This is a genomic window from Anaerolineales bacterium (assembly GCA_030583885.1).
Lineage (GTDB): Bacteria > Chloroflexota > Anaerolineae > Anaerolineales > Villigracilaceae > Villigracilis.
Genome location: CP129480.1, coordinates 1,808,429 through 1,825,218 on the forward strand (window position 1 = coordinate 1,808,429; position 16,790 = coordinate 1,825,218).

Annotated in this window: 17 protein-coding genes and 1 tRNA gene; 9 read left to right on the forward strand and 9 right to left on the reverse strand. The window is 53.0% G+C overall.

Features of this window, described 5'->3' with window-relative positions; genetic code table 11:
- Nucleotides 1–10: 10 nt before the first annotated feature.
- A complete protein-coding gene (locus tag QY332_09085) occupies nucleotides 11–1,687 on the reverse strand; it encodes a glutamine--tRNA ligase/YqeY domain fusion protein (GenBank protein ID WKZ38084.1) in 1,677 nt (558 codons plus the stop codon).
- Nucleotides 1,688–1,855: 168 nt separating this feature from the next.
- On the opposite strand from QY332_09085, the gene QY332_09090 reads away from it, so the two are divergent.
- The 6 genes from QY332_09090 to QY332_09115 all read left to right on the forward strand — a co-directional run bounded on the left by QY332_09090 (nucleotide 1,856) and on the right by QY332_09115 (nucleotide 6,722).
- Nucleotides 1,856–2,188, forward strand: coding sequence for a hypothetical protein (locus tag QY332_09090; protein ID WKZ38085.1), 333 nt, complete (start codon nucleotides 1,856–1,858; stop codon nucleotides 2,186–2,188).
- 52 nt (nucleotides 2,189–2,240) lie between these two features.
- A tRNA-Gln gene (locus QY332_09095) sits at nucleotides 2,241–2,311 on the forward strand.
- Nucleotides 2,312–2,410: 99 nt separating this feature from the next.
- Nucleotides 2,411–3,847, forward strand: a complete 1,437-nt coding sequence (locus tag QY332_09100) for a sensor domain-containing diguanylate cyclase (GenBank protein WKZ38086.1) — start codon at nucleotides 2,411–2,413, stop codon at nucleotides 3,845–3,847.
- A complete protein-coding gene (locus QY332_09105) occupies nucleotides 3,831–5,123 on the forward strand; it encodes a DUF4147 domain-containing protein (protein ID WKZ38087.1) in 1,293 nt (430 codons plus the stop codon). Before QY332_09100 ends, QY332_09105 begins: the two co-directional genes overlap by 17 nt.
- Nucleotides 5,124–5,293: 170 nt before the next feature.
- Entirely contained in the window at nucleotides 5,294–5,695 is a 402-nt protein-coding gene (locus tag QY332_09110; GenBank protein ID WKZ38088.1) for a NifB/NifX family molybdenum-iron cluster-binding protein, read from the forward strand.
- Nucleotides 5,696–5,738: 43 nt separating this feature from the next.
- On the forward strand, nucleotides 5,739–6,722 hold the full coding sequence (locus QY332_09115) for a radical SAM protein (protein ID WKZ38089.1): 984 nt from the start codon (nucleotides 5,739–5,741) through the stop codon (nucleotides 6,720–6,722).
- 20 nt (nucleotides 6,723–6,742) lie between these two features.
- Here QY332_09115 and QY332_09120 read toward each other — a convergent pair whose 3' ends face one another.
- The 8 genes from QY332_09120 to QY332_09155 all read right to left on the reverse strand — a co-directional run bounded on the left by QY332_09120 (nucleotide 6,743) and on the right by QY332_09155 (nucleotide 14,193).
- Nucleotides 6,743–7,348: a LysE family transporter gene (locus tag QY332_09120; GenBank protein ID WKZ38090.1), complete on the reverse strand. Its 606-nt coding sequence runs from the start codon at nucleotides 7,346–7,348 to the stop codon at nucleotides 6,743–6,745.
- A complete protein-coding gene (locus tag QY332_09125; protein ID WKZ38091.1) occupies nucleotides 7,341–8,165 on the reverse strand; it encodes an endo alpha-1,4 polygalactosaminidase in 825 nt (274 codons plus the stop codon). The genes QY332_09120 and QY332_09125 overlap by 8 nt, the downstream gene beginning before the upstream one ends.
- A gap of 61 nt (nucleotides 8,166–8,226) precedes the next feature.
- Nucleotides 8,227–9,141 (reverse strand): protein translocase subunit SecF, encoded by a 915-nt coding sequence (secF, locus tag QY332_09130; protein ID WKZ38092.1) that lies wholly within the window; start codon nucleotides 9,139–9,141, stop codon nucleotides 8,227–8,229.
- Nucleotides 9,142–9,151: 10 nt separating this feature from the next.
- Nucleotides 9,152–10,510, reverse strand: coding sequence for a protein translocase subunit SecD (secD, locus tag QY332_09135; protein ID WKZ38093.1), 1,359 nt, complete (start codon nucleotides 10,508–10,510; stop codon nucleotides 9,152–9,154).
- 74 nt (nucleotides 10,511–10,584) lie between these two features.
- Nucleotides 10,585–12,066, reverse strand: coding sequence for a M1 family metallopeptidase (locus QY332_09140; GenBank protein ID WKZ38094.1), 1,482 nt, complete (start codon nucleotides 12,064–12,066; stop codon nucleotides 10,585–10,587).
- Nucleotides 12,067–12,079: 13 nt separating this feature from the next.
- Nucleotides 12,080–12,448: a hypothetical protein gene (locus QY332_09145; GenBank protein ID WKZ38095.1), complete on the reverse strand. Its 369-nt coding sequence runs from the start codon at nucleotides 12,446–12,448 to the stop codon at nucleotides 12,080–12,082.
- Entirely contained in the window at nucleotides 12,435–13,490 is a 1,056-nt protein-coding gene (locus QY332_09150) for an NAD-binding protein (GenBank protein WKZ38096.1), read from the reverse strand. The genes QY332_09145 and QY332_09150 overlap by 14 nt, the downstream gene beginning before the upstream one ends.
- Nucleotides 13,483–14,193, reverse strand: coding sequence for a SpoIIE family protein phosphatase (locus QY332_09155; GenBank protein ID WKZ38097.1), 711 nt, complete (start codon nucleotides 14,191–14,193; stop codon nucleotides 13,483–13,485). Before QY332_09155 ends, QY332_09150 begins: the two co-directional genes overlap by 8 nt.
- Nucleotides 14,194–14,323: 130 nt before the next feature.
- Here QY332_09155 and rpmF point away from each other — a divergent pair, with 130 nt between their 5' ends.
- From rpmF to QY332_09170, 3 genes are all read left to right on the forward strand, one after another.
- The gene (gene rpmF, locus QY332_09160; protein WKZ38098.1) at nucleotides 14,324–14,524 is read left to right on the forward strand and encodes a 50S ribosomal protein L32; all 201 of its coding nucleotides are present in this window, start codon (nucleotides 14,324–14,326) and stop codon (nucleotides 14,522–14,524) included.
- Nucleotides 14,525–14,585: 61 nt separating this feature from the next.
- Nucleotides 14,586–15,524, forward strand: a complete 939-nt coding sequence (fabD, locus tag QY332_09165; GenBank protein ID WKZ38099.1) for an ACP S-malonyltransferase — start codon at nucleotides 14,586–14,588, stop codon at nucleotides 15,522–15,524.
- 39 nt (nucleotides 15,525–15,563) lie between these two features.
- Nucleotides 15,564–16,766: a phospholipase D-like domain-containing protein gene (locus tag QY332_09170; GenBank protein ID WKZ38100.1), complete on the forward strand. Its 1,203-nt coding sequence runs from the start codon at nucleotides 15,564–15,566 to the stop codon at nucleotides 16,764–16,766.
- Nucleotides 16,767–16,790: the final 24 nt, after the last annotated feature.

The following is a 16,790-nucleotide window of genomic DNA, read 5'->3' on the forward strand; positions in this document are numbered from 1 at the left end:
CTCCAGGGATTTACTTTGTCTTCTTCTCCAATTTTGCCCAGGTATCCTTCAAGTTGACCGTCAGGTTGAACACAGGCTTTTCGGGTGTGGAGTCTTTGTCCACACAGAAGTAGCCGAGCCGCTCGAACTGGAGGCGCGAACCAACTTCGGGCGAGGCAAGATGCGGTTCCACGTAGCCGTTGAGAATCTCCAGGGAGTTTGGATTCAAACAGGCAAGGTATCCTTCATCTCCCTCTTCGGGGTCTTCCTTCGTGAAGAGACGGTCGTACATGCGGACTTCCACTTCTTTGGCGTGTTTCGCAGATACCCAATGAATCGTGGATTTGACCTTGCGTCCATCGGACGCATCACCGCCTTTGGTGGACGGGTCATATGTAGCGTGGACTTCGATGACGTTGCCGTTTTTATCCTTGACCACATCCGTGCATTTGATGAAATACGCATAGCGCAGGCGGACTTCATTGCCGGGGAAGAGGCGGTAATACTTCGGCGGCGGGTTCTCACGAAAATCGTCCTGCTCGATGTAAATGACCTTCGAGAACGGGACTTTGCGCGTGCCGGCCGACGGGTCTTCGGGGTTGTTGACCGCATCCATCTCTTCGACAAGATCGTCGGGATAGTTGTCGATCACCACTTTCAACGGGCGGATGACCGCCATACGGCGCAGGGCCGTCTTGTTCAGGTCATCGCGTACGCATGCTTCGAGCAGCGAAACATCGCTGATGCTGTAATTCTTCGCAACGCCCACTCGGCGGATAAAATCCAGGATGGCTTCTGCCGTATAACCGCGACGGCGCATTGCGCGCAATGTGGGCATGCGTGGATCATCCCAGCCGTTGACATGATCCTCCTCGACCAAGCGCCTGAGCTTGCGCTTGCTCATCACGGTGTAGGTCATGTTCAGGCGCGCGAACTCGATCTGGCGCGGTTTGAAAACTTCCAGCTGTTCCAAAAACCATTCATATAACGGACGATGATTTTCGTATTCGAGCGAACACAACGAATGGGTGATGCCTTCCATCGAGTCGTTCTGTCCATGCGACCAGTCGTACAGCGGATAGATTTTCCATTTGCTGCTCGTGCGGTGGTGCGGTGGCTCATGGATGATACGGTACATCACGGGGTCGCGCATGTTGATGTTGGGATGCGCCATGTCGATTTTTGCGCGCAGCACCCGCGACCCGTCGGGGAATTCGCCGTTCCTCATGCGTTCGAGCAGGTCCATGTTCTCTTCCGCGTTGCGGTCGCGGAAAGGGGAATTTTTTCCAGGTTCGGTCAGCGTGCCGCGATTGGCACTCACTTCTTCAGGAGTCTGATCGTCCACATACGCTTTTCTATCCAGCACTAGCTTCTTTGCCCAATCATACAGCAAATCGAAGTAATCGGATGCGTATGTCACCTTGACCCACTGGATGCCGAGCCAGCGCGCATCGTCCATAATGGCTTCCACGAACTCGGTCTCTTCCTTGGTCGGGTTGGTGTCGTCGAAGCGCAGGATCAACTCGCCGTTGTTTTCCTTCGCAACGAGATAATCGATCATGAACGCCTTGACGTGCCCGATGTGTAAATACCCATTCGGTTCGGGGGGCAGGCGTGTGCGGACATAGTTGAAACGTCCGTTTTTCAAGTCTTCCGCAACGGCTTCGCGGATGAAATCAGTTGGTTTAATTTCTTCTTCGGGACTCATGGATGAACAACCTTCAATCGGATTTTTTGAGGATGAAAAACCGCTTCTTTCTTAATGGATACCGGTCAGCGTTTCGGGAACATTTTACCCGCCGCAGGAGTCGTTTAAATATACTGCTCATTATAACAAAGTGAAACTGTTTTATAATACATTCGAACGGAGTAAACCATGGAAGAAAAAAAAGGAAATTTCTACGCTACATTTTTTGACAAGGATGCCGTGCTTAAGTTCGCCCGCTGGGCTGGGATCCTCGCCTGGGTCGTTCTGGGAGTCTACCTTTTAACCACACTGAACTCCTTCCTGCAGTTCATGATCCAATTTGCCACTGGCGTGTTCTACCAAAAGGGAATGTCCATCTTTGATATTCTCGGCTACTTTTCTCCCTACCTGCTTCAGATCGTACCCGGGCTGGTATATTTCTTCGGCCTGAAGTTCGTGGAACACGCCTCGCTGATCCTTATGGATCTGGAGGAAAGCGCCCGCCGCGCCGTACGAAAATAGACTTGCCCATGGCGGGCTGCCATGATAAAATAGCGCCCGCTGGAATAAACATTGGGGGCTCGTCTAATGGCAGGACAGCTGACTCTGGATCAGCCAGTAGAGGTTCAAATCCTTTGCCCCCAGCTAACTCCCTCTTGCGAGGGAGTTTTTTCTTCGTACAAACCGTGCGGCGGGTATAATCAAACCCATCTGTCCCACCTCAAACTGCTTAAAGGACAAACCATGTTTGATTCTGCCAGTGAGGAGTACCTAAATACCTTGTTCGAATACGCGCCAATTTCACTATGGGAGCAGGATTTCAGCTCCATCAAAAGCCTGTTTGACGATTTGAGGCGGCGGGGGGTCGAATCCCTGGATGCCTACCTCGACGAACATCCACACTTTGTGGACGAGTGTATGGGGAACATTAAAGTACTGAATGTCAACCAGAAGACCGTCTCCATGTTGAAAGCGGATTCGAAAGCCGCCCTGCTTGCAAACCTCGATCAGGTTTTCCGTGCTGGGATGCGTCATCACTTTCGGGAGGAACTGCTCGCACTCTGGAGGGGGGATGTCAGCTGGTCGGGTGAGGGGGTCAACTATGCGTTGGACGGCGAAGCGCTCGATATCCTTTTGCATTGGCGTATTCTCCCGCAATATGAAAATAGCTGGGAGCATGTTCTGGTTACGCTGGAGGATATCACGGCGCGTAAAAAAGCCGAGCGGCGTTTTCAAAACCTGTTCGAAGCCTCGCCAATATCCCTGTGGGAGGAGGACTACAGTGCCATCAAGGCATATTTTGACTCATTGCGCGCTCAAGGGATTGTTGATTTCGAGTCCTATTTGAATGACCACCCTGAAGCTGCGCTTCATTGCGCTGGTTTAATTCAAGTCTTGAATGTTAACCAGAAAACACTCGAATTGTTTGGTGCATCGTCCAAGGAACATCTTTTTGGTAATTTGCACCAGGTTTTTCGAGACGAAATGGGGAACCACTTTGCCAAGGAACTGGCGGACCTGTGGAATGGCAAACTGTCCTATGCGCGTGAAGGGATCAATTATTCCCTGAATGGCGAACCGATCAGCATCCAGCTTGACTTTCGCGTCATGCTTGGTCACGAGCACGATTTCGGCTGGGTGATGGTCGCCATTCAGGATATTACCACGCGGAAAAAGGCGGAGGAGTATCTCCGCTATCTTGGCACGCATGATGCGTTGACAGGACTGTACAACCGGGCCTATTTTGAAGAGACACTCTTGAAACTGGAGGCTGACCGCAAGGATCCGGTCAGCATGATCATTCTTGATCTCAATTACCTCAAACAGGTAAATGATCTGCACGGGCATCAGGCGGGTGACAATTTGATCCGCCGCGCTGCCGAAGTGTTCAACGCCGCCTTTGATGCCGGGCAGGTGGTTGCGCGCATTGGAGGGGATGAGTTTGCGGTCATTCTCCCGGACGACGATGAAGGGGATGCGGCTGAATTCATCAAGCATCTACACGTACTGGTTGAACTCAATAACAAATATTATCGCGAACCTGAATTAAGCCTTGCATGTGGTGCTGCCACCAGCCGGCCGGGTATCAGCCTTGAAAAGGTCATCAGCCTTGCGGATGACGCCATGTACCGATATAAAAGCGAACACCATCGCCGTCGTAAAGATGATGCGCAAATTTGATGCCGCGCGATTTTCCACATCGACATTTTCCACACATCCACACGGTGATTCCATCATGCGCGTGCTGGCCTCAGCGTTCAATGCGGTGGAGCCGGGCGCAGCGGTTAAAAAACATCTGGAGGGAAAATCCCTGCCCTCCGCGCGAAGGATATTTGCCTTAGGATTGGGAAAAGCTGCCTGCGCGATGACCCAGGCACTTGCGGACGATTTTCTTCTGACGGATTCGCTCGTCATCACAAAGCACGCTTCCCCCCTGACCTTTGTGCCGGTTACTGTTATCGAAGGCAATCATCCCATCCCCGGCGACTCCAGCCTGCGCGCCGGAGAGTCTGCGATCAAGTTCCTCACTCAATTAAAAAAAGATGATCTGCTGGTTTGCCTGATCTCCGGCGGCGGCTCGGCGTTGATGACCGCGCCGCTGATCCCGCTGGCTGATTTGCAGAGGCTTACCTCCATTTTGCTGGCATGCGGTGCGCGCATTGACGAGACCAACACTCTGCGCCGCCATCTTGATGTGTTGAAAGGTGGAGGGCTGGTCCAACATGCCAATGGCGCGCAAATTATCAGCCTGCTCCTTTCGGACGTGGTCGGTGATTCATTGGAGGCGATTGCCTCTGGTCCCACCGCTCCAGACCCGTCCACGCGTGAGGATGCCCTGTCCATCATCGAAAAATATGGAATACAAGATGATATTCCCGTTTCGGTCATCCCCGCCCTGCAGGAAACAGCAAAATCGGGGGATCCGCTATTTCAAGGGATTCAGAATATTGTGATTGGCAGCAATGTAACCGCCCTAGAATCTGCGTGTAGCCAATCAATGAGGGAAGGAATTCAATCAAAAATTATAAATAAGGAATTACAAGGCGAAGCACACAAAGTTGGACAGGAGATTGCATTTCAGCTGAGAGATGAGCTTGGGCAAATGGAACGTCCCTTTTGCCTGCTGGCGGGCGGGGAGACGACAGTGTCTATGCGGGGAGATGGAAAAGGAGGCAGGAATCAGGAACTTGCACTATCCGCGGTGGATGGATTGGCCGGCTTGCAGGATGTCATGCTCATTTCGATTGCGACCGATGGAGAGGATGGTCCCACCGATGCGGCAGGTGCGGTGGTGACGGGAGGAACTGCTCAAAGGGCTGAAGCGCTCGGGTTGGACGCGGCAGATTATCTGTCCAGGAATGATGCGCATTCGTATTTTGAAAAGCTGGAAGATCTTATCAGGACCGGCCCAAGCGGGACAAATGTCAATGACCTGCTCCTGTGTTTTGCCTTTTAATGGGGACCCATAGTTGAAAAGCCTGCTATTCAGGTGACGAATGACAGAACAATTGTATTTTGTGAAGAAACGCACTAAAATAGTAGTGTACGTAAGCGTTTTTTTGCATGGATTATTTCGGTCAAACCGTTGATGAATTTTGCTAATCGTCATGAAAAGGAGCAATAAAGATGAAAATTGCGGTAGTTACAGATGATGGAACAACCATCAGCCAGCACTTTGGACGCGCGACCCATTACTCGGTGGTTACGGTTCAGGATGGCAGAATCATTGATCATGAATTGCGCGGAAAGATTGGACATGCACAATTGCATGATGAAGCGCATGAGGATCATAATGATGCAAAGCAACCTCACGGCTATGGACCGGCCGCCAAACATCGTCATGGGCGCATGGCAGAGACGATTGTTGACTGCGAGGCGGTGATTTGCCGCGGGATGGGAATGGGCGCGTATGAAAACATGAAAACGCGCAACATCCGCCCGGTGATCACGGATATTGTCAATATTGACGATGCTGTCCTGTCCTATGCGAGCGGAAAAATCGTTGACCATATTGAAAAACTTCATTAGCAGAGAAGCGAATGTCGCAATGGCATAAAGTGGGGGATTGATTGTGAAGTACGTATTTGGTCCGGTACCATCGCGAAGGCTGGGGCAATCATTGGGGATTGATACGATTCCACTAAAGACGTGTAATTGGAATTGTGTCTATTGTCAATTGGGGCGGACCAAGCCGTTGGTCAACGATCGCAGAGACTATTTCCCGCCAGAGGAGATCCTTGCCGAAGTCAGGGATGTCTTGGATTCCACCGCGCCCGGCAGGATCGATTGGGTTACGTTTGTTGGTTCCGGTGAGCCTTTATTGCATTCAAGCATGGGGCGACTTCTGCATGACGTCAAAGCAATAACGGAATTGCCCGTGGCGGTCATAACGAACGGCTCTCTTTTGTATTGTCCGGAAATCCGCACAGAATTGCTGATCGCAGATGCTGTTTTGCCGACGTTGGATGCCGGCACGGCAGATACGTATCGAAAATTAAATCGCCCGCATCCCGGCTGCACGTTTGAGCGGTCTGTCAACGGGTTGATCGAATTTCGATCCGTTTACCGGGGAAGATTATGGGTGGAAGTGATGCTGGTGCTTGGAATGAATGACTCTGCTCATGAGCTTGAAAAGATCGCAGGTATTTTGGAAAAAATTCGCCCGGAGGCGGTACATATCAATCTGCCAACGCGCCCGCCCGCCGAAACCTGGGTCCAGCCGCCGGACAAGGAAGGATTGATGCGCGCAATTTCCATTCTGGGCAATGTGGCTGAGGTGGTACATCCAGCAGAGGGAAGTTTCGATCTGGCAGGATATGAAAATGTGACCGAAGCCGTCATCAGTATCATTACGCGTCATCCCATGCGGCAGGACGAACTCGAGCGGACGCTGTGTCGTTGGTCACGTGAGCAGTTGCGGGATGCCCTGGCGGAATTGGAAGCCAGCGGCAGAGTGCAGATCGTGGATCGTCATGGAACCCGGTTTTGGAGTGCCGCACCAGCATACTATCCTGATGACGCCCAAAGCCGAAAGGCGATGCCGGACCGCCATTAATGGAAATGCCTCGGTTCCAATTATCCCGCCAGCGCAAACACCCCAAACACAAAAATGATAATTCCCGAGATGCGGTTGATCCAAACCATGTGCGTTTTGGTCAGGCGTTCGCGCATTGTACCGACGCCGAGGCTGAGCGTCAACCACCAGACTGCGGAGCCAACAAACACCCCGGCGACGATCACAAGCGGAGAGCCCATCTTTTCTCCGAGCATCGTCCCCGCAAAGATGGCGGCAAAGGCAAGGATGGTCATTGGGTTGGTGATGGTCAGGAAAAAAGTGGACAAATACATGCTCAACAGGCTCACCCGTTTGGTTTGCGCGGTATGTTCGGTCGGTTCTTCACGGAAGGTTTTGAGACCGAGATAAAGAAGGAAAACACCGCCGATCAATCGCATCCAGATGAAGTTATTCACAAGCAGGCTGGTACCGGCAGCCAGACCAAATGCCGCAATGGCGCCATAAACTATGTCCGCGCTTGCCGCGCCCATGCCGGATAGAAAACCTGCCAGTTTTCCATCCGCAAGCGTACGGCGGATGCACAACACGCCAATGGGACCGACGGGTGCGGCGATGGAAATGCCGATGATGAAAGCGCGCAGGAATATGGAAAGTGGTTCACTCATGTTGCGGACAGGGGGCTTGAAAGGAGTCTAATTCCCAGTTCTTCTGGACGGTAAAAAACTTCAGTTCCATTGCCTGCTGACAGAATGATGATGGCGCAAGTTCGTATTCGATGACAAAAACAGGTTTGCCCGCTTCGATAAACAACGACAAAACATTGCACTCATCGTAAAAGAAGCATTCCTCGTTGATGATCCAATCGAAGTGCGGCAGCAGTTCAGGGATTTGTCCAAGGTCGTTTTTCAAACCAATGGACAAACCGCGCTCGTGCGCGGTTTCTGCCAGCAGGGTGTTGAATGTAATTTGATCCTCGTAACCCAGTGGAAACCCCGTGTCATTTTCGTATCCATTCACGTTGTCCGGGTCAACGCCGTCACAGCCTTTTTGGACGGCTGTATCCAGTCTGGCTTCGATGATGGGCAGGAGGGTTTCGGTTTGACGGATGTCCAGCCATCTTTCACCGGGCCAGCCTTCCAGTTCCTTGCCAAGTATTTCCTGGGGATATTCGGCGGCGTCCATCCTCCATTTTTCGAAGGAACCTGCACTGAAGTAGCACATTACGAATATCCCCCGGTCATGGAGTTGGCGGATGGCCGAAGGATCCGTGTCAATCAGGTCGAGGTTGTACACCTCAACGGGCAGGCTTAGGTCAATTTTGCCGCTGTATTGGATGTGTAAAGTGTCCCCGACTTCCGGGCCTCGAAATTCCATTTTGGGGGCATTTGAATCAGCCGTCTCGTTGCCAGGCATTGTCTCGGACTCGATTCGCATGCAGGCATTGCAGAACGCAAGTATCGATAGAACCAAAGCCCTTTTCATAACCGCATCTCACAGTTCAATAATAAAAGGACACAGCCCGGCTGTGTCCTTTTATTATTCATCAGGCGTTTGCTCCGCGCCTGAACCAGGTTTGCCATTCGCGTTTTTCCCACAGCACGAGGATGGGAGCCGCAACGAAAATGGAGGAGTATGTTCCGCTCAACAAGCCGACGAGCAGGATGATGGCAAATTCCTGTAGAGTCACGCCACCGAACAAAGCCAGCGCGAGCAGGAGGAATTCCACGGTCATCAACTGCGTGTTGATCGAGCGTTGCAGCGTCTGTACGATGGAGTGGTTGACGAGTTTCTCGTATTCCAATCTGCGCAGGATATTGGAGTTTTCGCGGATGCGGTCGAACACCACGATGGTATCCTGCATGGAAAAGCCGATCACGGTCAGCAGGGCGGTCAGGAAGAGCGAGTCGACCTGCCATCCGAAAAAGTAACTACCAATGCCTGTGATGCTGAAAATCAGGGCAATGTCATGGATCATTGCCAGGATGGCGCACACGCCGTAACGGAAGGCGTTTTCCACCCTGCGGAAGGACCAGATGATGAACAACACAACCAGAATGGATGCGACTGCAATGGCAATTGCGGCACGTTGTGTGACCTGCCTGCCGATGCTCGGCCCAACACTGTCGAAGCGAATGACAGATATATCGGACCCCGAAACTGTCTCCATGGCTGTCAGAACTTCGTCGCGGACTTCGTTTGTCAGGAAGGAGGAGCGAATGATGAGCGAACCTATTTCCGTGGTGGTGACCTGCGCATCATCAATGCCGGCGTCTTCATAGATGGAGTGGATGGCGGCGGTATCAAGGGATTTCCCATTTTCAAGCTGGACTTCGAACAGGCTTCCACCGGTAAAATCTATGGACAGCGGAAGTCCGGTGGTTGCAAGCAGGATTAACCCTGGCAGGATCAGCAGCAGGGAAAGAGCGAAAAAGTAATAGCGTTTACCGAGAATGTTCATAACAATATCCTTAAATGCCGAACCAGCGTTCAAAATTTTTCGGCTTGAAGGTTTTCAGGAAAACGGCCAGCAGGGTGCGGGTGACGTAGATCGCTGTAAAAAGCGAAATGATCACACCCAGCGCGAGGGTCAATGAAAAGCCTTTTACGATGGTCGCGCCGAACGAAGAGCCGAACCAGAACAGGATGGCCGACGTAAGGATCGCTGCAAGGTTGGAATCGCGGATGGATGGCCATGCGCGTGTCCATCCCAGGTCCATCGACAGTGTCAGGCTCTTCCCGTTGCGGAGTTCCTCCTTCATGCGCTCAAAGATCAGGATGTTTGAATCCAGTGCGGTGCCGGTGCTGAGCATGAATCCGGCGATGCCGGGCAGGGTCAGCGTGAAGTGGAACCATTTGAATATGGCAAAAACAACCGCCGCATAGATCAAAATGGAGAGCACAGCCACAATGCCGGGCATGCGGTAGTAGACGATCATGAACATTGCAACAATGGTCATACCGATCAAACCCGCTATCAGACTTTTATTTAGCGAGTCTGCACCGAGTGTGGGGCCGATGATGCGGGTTTCGACGATTTTCAATGCAACGGGCAGGGAGCCGTAGCGGAGCTGGATGGCAAAGGCGTTTGCGGATTCGTAGCTGAAATTCCCGCTGATCGAACCTTCGCCTCCGGTGATCGGTTCGTTAATGATGGGCGAGGAGATCACCCGTTTATCTAAAAGGATGGTCAGGAATTTTCCCGCATTTACGGAAGTGTGCTCTGCAAACACCCTCGACCCGCCGGATTTTAGCACAAAGTTGATCGCATATCCGCTGCCGAGTGCGTTCTGCGAGACGGCAACAGAGCTAAGGTCTGAACCGGTCATAATGGTGTGATAGACGATTTCACCGCTGTCGGGAGGTTCCACCGGTCCGCCGGTGGGACTGTAATCCGTGACGAGAATGCTTCCCTCTTCCGGGCTATAGTCACCCGTGTCCACAAATTCCAGCAAGCCCGTCTGCTGGATGGTTGCCAGCACGGATTCAGTATCTTCCAGCCCGGGAAACTCGCCTACAATGCGTCGGTCACCGGCAACCTGGATGACGTTTTCGTTCACGCCAAGCGCATCGGTACGCTGCTGGACGATGTCACGGGCAATGTCCATGGACTCTGCTGTAGGCGTCTGATTTTCAGGTATGTCAGCTTCCAGAAGCACTTGCAGCCCCCCTTGCAGGTCCAGGCCGAGGCGCGGCACAATGTTGCGGGTAAAGAGAGGCTCATCGGTCACAGGGTTAACGATGGTAATCTCGTTATTAAAGTCCGCCCATAGCGAGAAAGCCAGTACAACCACAATGAGAATAATACGGTTGGTCAGGTTACGGATCATGCGTTAAATATCTCCATCCACGAAAATGCCAGCCTCTGGCTGGCGCGGGAGCGATTATACTCCCATTGAATGATTTATGGGTATACCCATTCATCAAATAAAACGGTCAGGTCGCAGGCACATTGCGCCTCTGCTTCGGCCTTCAAAACCTCGGTTGTGCCGATGTTCCAGGCGTTGTTTTTTACATAGGCCCTTAAAAAGTCATCGAAATTCCTGGTCCCCATCTCCTCGCGCAGGGCAATGAAGAACAAGGCGCCGCGGCCGTACACAATGCCGCTATATTCCGCGTAGGAGTAGGCGCGCACCGGCAGGCCCACGGGAATGCGTTCGTTTACAATATACGCCCAGCGGCCTTCAATATCTTCCAGGTAAGCCTCCTTCCCCGCCTCTCCATACTCGTCCACGTAATATTGCAGGGTGGCAAATTGGGCAAGCGACTCATCCAGCCAGGGATCGTCCAGTTGATCGTTGCCGACCAGGTTGTAAAACCATTGGTGGGCCACTTCATGTACGACGGTGGCCTCGAGATAAGCATTCCCGGGCTCCATGAGCGATTCTGTCATGGCAATTATCCCGGGATACTCGATTCCCAGCGCAAGCGTGGGCGTGGAGACAAAATCCAGCTCCGTGTAGGGATAGGGTGCATAGCGCTTCTCGAAGATCTCAACGGCTCGCACCGCCACATCTAATGCGAATTCTGCGCCTGCCTGTAAATTTCCGCGCGTATAAAATCTTATCGTGACGCCGTTCGATTCTCTGACGAAGACCTGATAATCCGGACTTGCCGCCAGATAGAAGTCCCGCACCGGTCCCGCCTCATAACGGACGGTTTGTCTGTTTCCGGTATTCTGGCGGCTGACCTCCACTCCCGTGCCGGCTACTACGAGATTCTTCGGCGCATCCACAGTGACAGTGAAAAACGATATATCTGCGTAGGTCACGTCGCCAGATTGGGGCGGGATTTCCGCATTCCAGCCTTCGTCATCATAGACGGCGATCATGGGGTAGGCATGTGCCAGTGCCAGGACATTGTCGTAATAGGCTTGTACGCCATAATTCAGACTCACACTTTGCGGGATACTGATCTCAAAATCCATACGGAGGGTGATGCTCTGCCCGGGTTGGAGTGAGGTCTTTAATGGAATGGTCATCAGGCTGTCATGGAGCGAGTATGCCGCTGTAACGCCTTCTCCATCCACAGACAGGTTCCCCGCTTTCATCTTTCCGCCGAGGAGGTTGGGGAACAAACGAAAGTTCACTTCATTCAACGGTACATCTTCGGCGTTGAAGTAGACCACCGTTTCGCTGCCGGTGATTTCATACAGGTTGTCTGCGATTAATAAGTGAATGGAATATGAACTTGTGTAGGGCAGTTCGTCCAAAATATGGTGATATTCAGGGACGAGTCCAACTTTGAATTTTGAGCGGTCTGCCGACGAGGCCAGGGGAACCTCGGACGGAAGCGGCGCCGGCGTGGATTCTGCCTGGGATGTCAGGAGCAGGCAGGAGGTCAGGAATAGAAGTGTGATAAGGGTGAGTTGAAAGTACGTTTTCATAATTCCCATCCCTTTACCGCTTTGCGGCACTTCGTAAATAGTCCAATGCCCGTGCGAGGACTTCATCGACTGCAAGCGTGTTTGTGTCAATGATGAGATCTGCGTTTGCCCTGGCATGGGAAAGCCTTCTTTGCTGTTCTTCATAATCGCCGATGGCCCAGTTCAGCTTTCGGCGCAGCGTGGAGTTATCAAACGAGCAGTCGAGAAAAATGAGGACATCGGGATTTGTGATCACCTGCCACATCTGTTTGACGTAGGAATGTTCCTGGGCGATATGCCGGCAGCGGTAGCCGTGTTTTTCAAGACCTGCGATCAGTGTGGATTTCCCCGACCCGCAGGGTCCAACCACCCCGATGAGCGCTTTCCCTTCATCGCGGCTCATTGTCGTGAAGGATTTTGTTCAACTGTTCGGGTCCCCCGAGGGCGGCGATGACATCTCCCGCCTGCAGCAGGCTGATATCTCTTGGCGGCATTTGCGATTCGTTCCCGCGCCGCAATAGCACGATGTTGATGTGATAATGATTTTCCACAAAGCCGACCGTTTGACCGGCAAACGGCGCGTCTTTCGAAATGGGCAGGCGCGCGAGGCTGAGCAATTGGCCTTCGATGGAGATCGGATTGGTCACATCCACGCCTGCCGCGGCGGCGGCGAAGACGGGAGCCGCCATTTCGGTGGCGCTCAGTGCAATGAAGCCGAATTGTTCCTGTAAAGCGTGGGCGAACTCGTCATCGAATATGCGGATGACGACTTTTAGGTTCGGGTTCATGCTCCTGGCCTTCAAGGCAATCTGCAAATTCATGGAGTCGTTCTGGCTGGCGAGGATGATGGTGCGCGCGTCCTTGATGTTTGCGCCTTCTAGCGTGGACTGGCGCGTGGCATCATCGTTGATGACGGGGATGCCAAGATTGCGCGCATCGCTCACTTTATCCGCTTTGGGATTGTTTTCGATCACCGCAACCTGTTCGCCCAGTTCATGCAGTTTAAGCGCGACGCGGTAGCCGAGATGCCCCAGTCCGACGAGGACAACATGTTTCCTTAAGGTGGATGCGACTGCCATTTCCCATTCCTTGCTGCGCGCGCGGCGGTTGAAGAGCAGGCTGCCGAAATCTGCCAGTCCCTGCGCGAGCACGACCAGCCCAACGATGGGCATGGAGAAGTGAAATAATTGTAGTGCGATGTGGTGCGGGAATTCGCGAGTGGGTGGTTGCAGGAATACCGCGATCAGTACGATATAGATGGATTCGACGATACTGTAGATCGGTTCGTCCACGATTCTGGCGATGAAGTCATACAGCAGTCCACCGCCGATGACTGCAAACGAAAACCAGAAAAGCGGCGAGCGGAATTCGCGGAACAGAATGGCGGTATCGCGGATGGATGCCTGGAAATTTCTCCAATGCTGTTTTGCCGCTCTGCTACGCATTGATGGGAAGCCTGACGCTCATGCGCCTGACATCGTCACTGCCATCGCGGGTGGAAACTTTCATGACCAGCACGCTGATGTCATCACCGGGACGGTTATCGTCGAGCCGCACTGCCTGAGCAAGGAGCGTATCCGCGAGCTGTTGGGGGTGCGGGTCCTGGTCCTCCAGCACCGAGCGGATCGCCTGGCTGATGTTCATCGGCTGGCCGCGCCGTTCGCCGGCATGGGTGATACCGTCGCTGAAAATGACAATCGTTAGCCCGGGTTCAATTCCCAGTTCGGTAATGACCGGGCGTACATTGCGGGATGTCCCCAAGGAGGCGCTTTCTTCGTTGTGCGCGTCAATTTGCTCGCCGCGGCAGATGAACATTGGCACGGGGTTGTTTCTCGTCAGCACAATGGTCCTGCTGTGCAGATCCACCGAAGCAATGTTCAGCGTGCAGGTGACCTTGCCTGCCTTGTCGGCAAACAGCGCATCGGACGCGGCGCGCGCCGCCGCCCCGTCCCGCACGCCCTCGGCGATCAAGCCAATGACCTTCCGCACCACCAGCATCGAAATTGCCTTTGCACCCCGTCCGCTGGTCTGTCCGTCCGCCAGCACGACAGAGAGACCGCCTGTGGGGCGTTCCACCACTTCGAGCGTGTCGCCGCTTTCGGAGACCGCGTATTTATTGATCTTGGCAACTGCGATCTGGATTTCCATGGTTGGATTTTACATCGAATTTGCCTTGACGTCACTGTCTCCTGCCGATATAATCAACGGGCTTCATTGAAAAACCAATCCAGACGGGCGCAACAAGCCCGTCTGATGTATGTATAAAGGAGAAAGTTCCATGACCCCACATCCAAAGCGCAAACATTCCAAGGGACGCCGCGACCGCCGCCGTGCACAGGATGCCCTGACCGCAGTAAACACCGTGGCCTGCTCCAATTGCGGAAACAAACGCCTGCCTCACACCGTTTGCCCCAATTGCGGCTACTACAAGGGCCGAGAAGTCATTCAGGTCAAAAAAGAAAAGAAATCAGCCGAGTAATGCTCAACGGGTCGTGACTACCACGACCCGTTTGTGTTTTAATCCTTACATCGGAGGCTGCATGAAGATCAATCCACACACCACAGCATTTGTGTTTCCCGGTCAGGGCTCGCAAACCGTCGGTATGGGAAAGGACCTTGCCGAACAGTATCCTGTTGCAAAGCAAACTTTTGAGGAAGCCGATTCCATCCTTGGCTTTGCCCTCTCCACAATTATGTGGGATGGACCTGACACGGACGTGAACGACACGGTCAACACCCAGCCCGCACTCTATGTCCATTCGCTCGCGGCCTTTCGGACTTTTTCGCATCTGCATCCCGACTTCAAACCTGCTTTACTGGCCGGACATTCCCTTGGCGAATTATCCGCTCTGGCCGCGTCTGGGGCAATCTCCTTCGAGGACGGGCTCCGTCTTGTTCGCAAGCGCGGCGAATTGATGAAACGCGCCGGTCAACAATCACCCGGCGGCATGGCCGCAATCCTCGGTTTGGACATTCCCACGCTGGACAGAGTTTGTGCCGAAGCCAGCACGCCCGATGAGCTTGTGCAGGTGGCAAACGATAATTGCCCCGGGCAGGTGGTGATCTCCGGCGCAAAACCCGCCGTGGAACGTGCCATGGCGGGGGCAAAAAACGCAGGCGCAAAACGCGCCCTGCCTTTGGCGGTTTCCATTGCCGCACATTCACCGTTGATGAATTCCATGCAAGAGGAATGGATGGATGTGGTCAACAGCGCTATATTTTTTCCCTTGCAAATACAGGTCATTGGCAATGTTCATGCTGCCCCATTAGATGAAGCCTCCGCCCGCGTGGACATCATTGCACAGATGCAATCCCGCGTCCGCTGGACGGAGTCTGTACAGTTTATGGTATCCAATCGAATCAATGCCTTTGTGGAGGCCGGCACCGGTACGGTATTGGGGGGGCTGGTCAAACGCATTACGGGCGAGGCAACGGTGTATCCGCTTGGCAATCCGCAGGATTTTGCGGCTTTGGAATAATTCGTTGAATCCAATGGCTGGCCATTGGGATATCAAATAATGAAAAAAACGCCCGCGTTTTTCCTGCTCTTATCCATGTTCCTTGCATCCTGTGAGCCATTGGATGATCCGCAGGTATATGTACCTGTCACTCCATTGCCTTTTTATGCGTCAGACACGCCTGAGCCGTTTATTATCCCTGTCACAGATACGCCAGCATTTATCGAGCCGACAACCGCTATTGAGACACCAGTCCTCATGCCTGTGGACACGTGGTGGGAGGTCCATTTTACCGACCCATTGACCACAAACGATTCCGCTATTGTTGTCGATTCGGTTCAGGGGAGATTGATCGAATTCATTAACGACGCGCAAACAAGCATCCATATTGCGTCCTTCGAATTCAACCTCACGCCTGTAGCGGAGGCGTTGATCGCCGCGAAGAACCGCGGTGTGGAGGTGAAATGGATGACGGACGATAAGAACGGCTTGAACTACGACACCCAGCCCGGGCGTGGACAATTCTCCCTGCTGATCGGGGCAGGTATCGAGGTCAGGGATGATGCGCGTTCAGCGTTGATGCACAATAAGTTTTGGATATTCGATCAGCAGATCGTATGGACGGGTTCCACGAACATTACCGTTAACGGCGTATACAAACAAAACAACAATGTACTTGTCATCCGGTCACCGCAGGTCGCATCCATTTATGAGCGTGAATTTCAGGAGATGTGGAGCGGGCAGTTCGGCCCGCGCGCACCGTCCATGGTAAATACTCAATGGACGATCCTTGACGGTACGCCCGTTCAGGTTTTGTTTTCACCCGAAGACAACGTGATGCGCAACCTGATCGCCCTGGTGAAGGATGCCCGCACAAGCATTCGTTTTCTGGCATTTAGTTTTACAGATTTCCCCCTCGCGCAGGTGATGATCGAGCGCGCCAATGCAGGCGTGGATGTGAAGGGTGTCTTCGAGACCTTTGGAAGCAACAGCCCGAATTCAGAATTGCGGACATTCTGGTGTGCGGGCCTGCCTGTTCGACAGGACGGCAATGCGAGTTTTCTGCATCATAAGGTGATTGTTGTGGATAACAGCATTGTGGTGACGGGCTCGTTGAATTTCTCCGCCAATGCGGACGAGGTGAACGAAGAGAATGTGCTCATTGTGGACAATGCCGGGATCGCCGCGTTGTATCTGCAGGAGTTCGAAAAAATCTGGAGCCGGGCGCAGAATGTTGGCGCAGGAGTTTTTACCTGCCCCTGAATCACTTTTATGGCATTACATTCA

Excerpts from the sequence above, each read along its gene's own strand:
- QY332_09085 (WKZ38084.1), bottom strand. The coding sequence starts at position 1,687 with ATGAGTCCCGAAGAAGAAATTAAACCAACTGATTTCATCCGCGAAGCC.
- QY332_09090 (WKZ38085.1), top strand. The coding sequence starts at position 1,856 with ATGGAAGAAAAAAAAGGAAATTTCTACGCTACATTTTTTGACAAGGAT.
- QY332_09100 (WKZ38086.1), top strand. The coding sequence starts at position 2,411 with ATGTTTGATTCTGCCAGTGAGGAGTACCTAAATACCTTGTTCGAATAC.
- QY332_09105 (WKZ38087.1), top strand. The coding sequence starts at position 3,831 with ATGATGCGCAAATTTGATGCCGCGCGATTTTCCACATCGACATTTTCC.
- QY332_09110 (WKZ38088.1), top strand. The coding sequence starts at position 5,294 with ATGAAAATTGCGGTAGTTACAGATGATGGAACAACCATCAGCCAGCAC.
- QY332_09120 (WKZ38090.1), bottom strand. The coding sequence starts at position 7,348 with ATGAGTGAACCACTTTCCATATTCCTGCGCGCTTTCATCATCGGCATT.
- QY332_09125 (WKZ38091.1), bottom strand. The coding sequence starts at position 8,165 with ATGAAAAGGGCTTTGGTTCTATCGATACTTGCGTTCTGCAATGCCTGC.
- secF (WKZ38092.1), bottom strand. The coding sequence starts at position 9,141 with ATGAACATTCTCGGTAAACGCTATTACTTTTTCGCTCTTTCCCTGCTG.
- secD (WKZ38093.1), bottom strand. The coding sequence starts at position 10,510 with ATGATCCGTAACCTGACCAACCGTATTATTCTCATTGTGGTTGTACTG.
- QY332_09140 (WKZ38094.1), bottom strand. The coding sequence starts at position 12,066 with ATGAAAACGTACTTTCAACTCACCCTTATCACACTTCTATTCCTGACC.
- QY332_09145 (WKZ38095.1), bottom strand. The coding sequence starts at position 12,448 with ATGAGCCGCGATGAAGGGAAAGCGCTCATCGGGGTGGTTGGACCCTGC.
- QY332_09150 (WKZ38096.1), bottom strand. The coding sequence starts at position 13,490 with ATGCGTAGCAGAGCGGCAAAACAGCATTGGAGAAATTTCCAGGCATCC.
- QY332_09155 (WKZ38097.1), bottom strand. The coding sequence starts at position 14,193 with ATGGAAATCCAGATCGCAGTTGCCAAGATCAATAAATACGCGGTCTCC.
- rpmF (WKZ38098.1), top strand. The coding sequence starts at position 14,324 with ATGACCCCACATCCAAAGCGCAAACATTCCAAGGGACGCCGCGACCGC.
- fabD (WKZ38099.1), top strand. The coding sequence starts at position 14,586 with ATGAAGATCAATCCACACACCACAGCATTTGTGTTTCCCGGTCAGGGC.
- QY332_09170 (WKZ38100.1), top strand. The coding sequence starts at position 15,564 with ATGAAAAAAACGCCCGCGTTTTTCCTGCTCTTATCCATGTTCCTTGCA.